At 71.2% G+C, this 4739-nt stretch carries 4 protein-coding genes and 1 pseudogene; 4 read left to right on the plus strand and 1 reads right to left on the minus strand.

Features of this window, described 5'->3' with window-relative positions; genetic code table 11:
* From ACOV8S_RS29045 to proC, 4 genes and pseudogenes are all read left to right on the plus strand, one after another.
* Positions 1–234 (plus strand): annotated as a pseudogene (locus tag ACOV8S_RS29045) (SAM-dependent methyltransferase); the annotation flags it as partial.
* A gap of 160 nt (positions 235–394) precedes the next feature.
* On the plus strand, positions 395–1195 hold the full coding sequence (locus tag ACOV8S_RS29050; RefSeq protein WP_448321466.1) for an ABC transporter ATP-binding protein: 801 nt from the start codon (positions 395–397) through the stop codon (positions 1193–1195).
* On the plus strand, positions 1192–1944 hold the full coding sequence (locus tag ACOV8S_RS29055; protein ID WP_351113535.1) for an ABC transporter permease: 753 nt from the start codon (positions 1192–1194) through the stop codon (positions 1942–1944). Before ACOV8S_RS29050 ends, ACOV8S_RS29055 begins: the two co-directional genes overlap by 4 nt.
* Before the next feature lie 125 nt (positions 1945–2069).
* Entirely contained in the window at positions 2070–2882 is an 813-nt protein-coding gene (proC, locus tag ACOV8S_RS29060) for a pyrroline-5-carboxylate reductase (RefSeq protein ID WP_448321467.1), read from the plus strand.
* 91 nt (positions 2883–2973) lie between these two features.
* On the opposite strand, the gene trpS is transcribed toward proC, so the two are convergent.
* Positions 2974–3981, minus strand: coding sequence for a tryptophan--tRNA ligase (gene trpS / locus ACOV8S_RS29065; RefSeq protein ID WP_448321468.1), 1008 nt, complete (start codon positions 3979–3981; stop codon positions 2974–2976).
* Positions 3982–4739: the final 758 nt, after the last annotated feature.

Raw genomic sequence — 4739 nt, forward strand, 5'->3', positions numbered from 1 at the left:
CCCTTCCCGCCCGCCCCCGAGCGGATCGGCCGCCGCGTCGTGCGGTGGAGCCGCCGGGTGCCCATCGACACCCACCTGACCAACATCGCCAGCCATTCCCTCTTCATCCTGCACGGCGCGGAATCCACCCGGGCCTTCCTCGACCAGGAGCGGGTCTGTCTCCGCGAGGTCTTCCCGGACGGCGTCGTCGAGGAGATCTACGACGTGCTGCTCCTGGTCGTCACCGCTCCCTGAGCCCTGAGCGCCCTGAGCCCCTGACGGGACCGGAGCGCCTCGAAGCCCGACCCGGCCCGGGCCACGAAGGCATGCCCCGGCACCGCTCCACCCCCTGGCCGCCGCGCGAATCCGCGCGGCGGCCTTGACGTGTCCGGAGCGGGGGAGAATTATTCATCACATGATGAATAAAGAGCCCGGTCCGGCGATCCGGGCCACCGGCCTCACCGCCGTCCGGGGCCCCCGCACCGTGCTGCGCGCCCTCGACTTCACCGTGCCCGCCGGCCGCATCACCGGCCTCCTCGGCCCCTCGGGCTGCGGGAAGTCCACCCTGATGCGCGCCGTGATGGGCACCCAGGCCAAGGTCTCCGGAGACCTCCAGGTTCTCGGCCGGTCGGCCGGCCACCCCTCCCTGCGGGCCCGCGTCGGCTACGTCACCCAGGCCCCCGCCGTCTTCGACGACCTGACCGTCCGGCAGAACCTGGAGTACTTCGCCGCCGTCCTCGACCCCGGCCGCCGCGCCGCCGCCCGCCGCGAGGAGAACGTCACCCGTGCCATCGGCGACGTGGACCTCACCAGCCATGCCGACGCACTGGCCGCCAATCTCTCCGGGGGCCAGCGCAGCCGCGTCTCCCTCGCCGTCGCCCTGCTCGGCGCCCCCGAACTCCTGGTCCTCGACGAGCCCACCGTCGGCCTCGACCCGGTGCTGCGCCGCGACCTCTGGGACCTCTTCCACGCCCTCGCGGCCGACCGCGGCGCGAGTCTGCTGGTCTCCTCCCACGTCATGGACGAGGCCGAGCGCTGCCACGGGCTCCTGCTGATGCGCGAGGGGGAGATCCTCGCCCAGGACAGTCCCGACGCCCTGAGGGCCCGCACCGGCGCCGACACCGTCGAGGCCGCCTTCCTCACCCTGATCGACCAGGCCGCCGATGGCGCCGCCTCCGCGGCCACCCGGTCCCACAGCCAGGAGACGTCCCGATGAGCACCCCGCCCCTCAGCCCCGCCAGGACCGTCGCCACCGCCGCCCGCGTCCTGCGCCAGCTGCGCAACGACCCCCGCACCATCGCCCTGCTGCTCCTGGTGCCCTGCCTCCTGCTGCTCCTGCTCCGCTACGTCTTCGACGGCAGCCCGCAGACCTTCGACGACATCGGCGCTTCGCTGCTCGGCATCTTCCCGCTGATCACGATGTTCCTGGTCACCAGCATCGCCACGCTGCGCGAACGCACCTCCGGCACCCTGGAACGGCTCCTCGCCATGCCGCTCGGCAAGGCCGACTTCATCGCCGGCTACGCCCTCGCCTTCGGCACCCTGGCCGTCGTCCAGTCGCTGCTCACCACCGGCCTCGCCGTCTGGGGCCTGGGCCTCGACGTCACCGGCTCGCCCTGGCTGCTGCTCCTGGTGGCCCTGCTCGACGCGATCCTGGGCACCGCCCTCGGCCTCTTCGTCTCCGCCTTCGCCGCCTCGGAGTTCCAGGCCGTCCAGTTCATGCCGGCCGTGATCTTCCCCCAGCTCCTGCTCTGCGGCCTGTTCACCCCGCGCGACCAGATGCAGCCCGTCCTCGAGGCCGTCTCCAACGTGCTGCCCATGTCCTACGCCGTCGACGGCATGAACGAGGTCCAGCAGCACGCCGGGATCACCGGCGACTTCGTCCGCGACGTCCTCGTCATGGTGGGTTGCGCGCTCCTGGTCCTCGCCGTCGGCGCCGCGACCCTCCGCCGCCGCACGGCCTGACGCCCGCCGCTCCGGGGAGGGCGGCTGCCCGGCCGTTCCGCCTGGCGGACGTGCGCGGTGTTCCCCCGGCCCCGATGCGAGGATGGCCAGGGACGACGCGCAACTCCCCGGAGGGCACCACCCACATGAGCCAGAAAGTCGCAGTCCTCGGCACCGGCAAGATCGGCGAAGCCCTGCTCAGCGGCATGATCCGGGGCGGCTGGAACCCGGCCGACCTGCTGGTCACCGCCCGCCGTCCCGAGCGCGCGGAGGAGCTCCGCACCCGCTACGGCGTCACCCCGGTCGGCAACCCCGAGGCCGCCAAGTCGGCCGACACCCTCATCCTGACGGTCAAGCCGCAGGACATGGGCACCCTGGTCGAGGAGCTCGCCCCGCACGTCCCCGCCGACCGCCTGGTCATCAGCGGCGCCGCCGGCATCACCACCGCCTTCCTGGAGGAGCGCCTCCCGGCCGGCGTCCCGGTGGTCCGCGTCATGCCCAACACTCCCGCCCTGGTCGACGAGGCCATGTCCGTGATCTCCGCCGGCAGCCACGCCACCGCCGCGCACATCGAGACCGCCGAGCAGATCTTCGGCTCCGTGGGCAAGACGCTCCGCGTCCCCGAGTCGCAGCAGGACGCCTGCACCGCCCTGTCCGGCTCCGGCCCGGCGTACTTCTACTACCTCGTCGAGGCCATGACCGACGCCGGCATCCTGCTCGGCCTGCCCCGCGACAAGGCGCACGACCTGATCGTCCAGTCCGCCATCGGAGCCGCCGTCATGCTCCGGGACAGCGGCGAACACCCGGTCAAGCTCCGCGAGAACGTCACCTCCCCCGCGGGCACCACCATCAGCGCCATCCGGGAACTGGAGAACCACGGCGTCCGCGCCGCCCTGATCGCCGCGCTGGAGGCCGCCCGCGACCGCAGCCGCGAACTCGCCTCCGGCAACGGCAACTGACGCGCGAACCACGCCGGGCCGTCCGGGGGCGGACGGCGTCGGGTCGTTCGGGAAGCGGACGGCCGGCCCGCCTCCCGGACGCCCGCGCAGTTCAGACCGGCGGCAGCAGCCCGATCGCCCGGTATGCCGTGTCCACCACGGGCCGCGCCATCGCCCGGGCGCGCTCGGCCCCGGCCCGTAGGACGGCGTCCACGTACGCCGGGTCCGCGCACAGCTCCGCGTGCCGCTCCCGTACCGGCCGCAGCGCCTCCACGACGGCGTCGGCGACGTCCTTCTTCAGCTGCCCGTACCCGGTGTACTTCCCGGCCAGCGCGGCCGGCTCCTCCCCGGTACAGGCGGCGAGGACGTCCAGCAGATTGGCCACTCCGGGCCGCTGCGCCCGGTCGTACTCGACCTGCCGTCCGCCGGGCCCGCTGTCGGTGACCGCGCGCATCACCTTCTGCCGCACCACCTCCGGCTCGTCCAGCAGTCGCACCACTCCCTGCCCGGACAGGTCGGACTTCCCCATCTTCGACGTGGGCTCCTGCAGGTTCATCACCCGCGCCCCCACCCGGGGCAGCGTGACCTTCGGGACGACGAAGGTGTGGCCGTACCGCTGGTTGAAGCGCTCCGCGAGCGTGCGCGCCAATTCAACGTGCTGCTTCTGGTCCTCGCCCACCGGCACCTCGTCGGTGGCGTAGGCCAGGATGTCCGCCGCCATCAGCACCGGATAGGTGAGCAGGGACAGCCGGACGCCGGCCCCTCGTTCCTCCTGGCGCCGCGCCTTCTCCTTGTACTGGATCATCCGCCGCATCTCGCCGTCCGTGGCCACGCACTCCAGCAGGTACGAGAGGCGGGCGTGCTCGTCGACGTGGCTCTGCACGAAGAGCGTGCAGACGTCCGGGTCAAGGCCGGACGCCAGCAGCAAGGTGGCCGTCTGCCGGGTCAGCCGGCGCAGCCGCGCCGGGTCGTGCTCCACGGTCAGGGCGTGCAGATCGACCACGCAGAACAGGGCGTCCGCCTGGTGCTGGTCGACGGCAGCCCACCGGCGCACCGCCCCGAGGTAGTTGCCCAGGGTCAGATGCCCCGACGGCTGGACCCCGCTGAACACTCGCTTCATCGCTCGACCTCCCGGTCGTCCGGGCCGCGGTCCCGGTGGCCGCCTCGGGAGGGAGATACGAGAAACGGCCGCCGGGATCCGGCGGCCGCTGCTGATCGCATGCGTGAGGACGGGCCGCCGTCAGGCGGCCCACCAGCTCTGGGTGCACGCATGCGCTGTGGTCACGAGGACAGACTAGGTCCCCGAGGGGCCTGTGCGCAGGCGGTTTGACACCACCCGACGTGATCCGTAAGGTTCTCCGAGTTGTCCGACGTGAGCACCGACCCCGGTCGGCCCCGGACAGCCACTCCACAAGTACCAACCAGCCACACACGGCGTTTCACTGTCGTGCGTGCCGGTGCGTGCATTGCGGATTGCAGGATTCACCGCTCGCTCGTGAGAGCGAGACCCCCGATTGGCTTCGGGGGCCACGAATCCGCTAATGTCTCACCGGTCGGAAGGGCGAACAAGCCCGGAAGACGACCCCTCTGACTGGGAATCAGACGCCGAAAGGTTCTGATAGAGTCGGAAACGCCGGAAAGGAAAAACGCCGAAAGGCGAAGGACCTGGAAAGCACCGAGGAAATCGGAACGGAAACGGTCTGATAGAGTCGGAAACGAAGGAAGCGCCCGGAGGAAAGCCCGAGAGGGTCAGTACAAAGGAAGCGTCCGCACCTTGAGAACTCAACAGCGTGCCAAAAGTCAACGCCAGATATGTTGATACCCCGTCTCCTTCGGAGACGAGGTTCCTTTGAAGAAAACACAGCGAGGACGCTGTGA

It is taken from the genome of Streptomyces sp. CO7 (assembly GCF_053474865.1).

Coding starts and splice junctions, on each gene's coding strand:
- proC (WP_448321467.1), top strand. CDS start 2,070: ATGAGCCAGAAAGTCGCAGTCCTCGGCACCGGCAAGATCGGCGAAGCC.
- trpS (WP_448321468.1), bottom strand. CDS start 3,981: ATGAAGCGAGTGTTCAGCGGGGTCCAGCCGTCGGGGCATCTGACCCTG.
- ACOV8S_RS29055 (WP_351113535.1), top strand. CDS start 1,192: ATGAGCACCCCGCCCCTCAGCCCCGCCAGGACCGTCGCCACCGCCGCC.
- ACOV8S_RS29050 (WP_448321466.1), top strand. CDS start 395: ATGATGAATAAAGAGCCCGGTCCGGCGATCCGGGCCACCGGCCTCACC.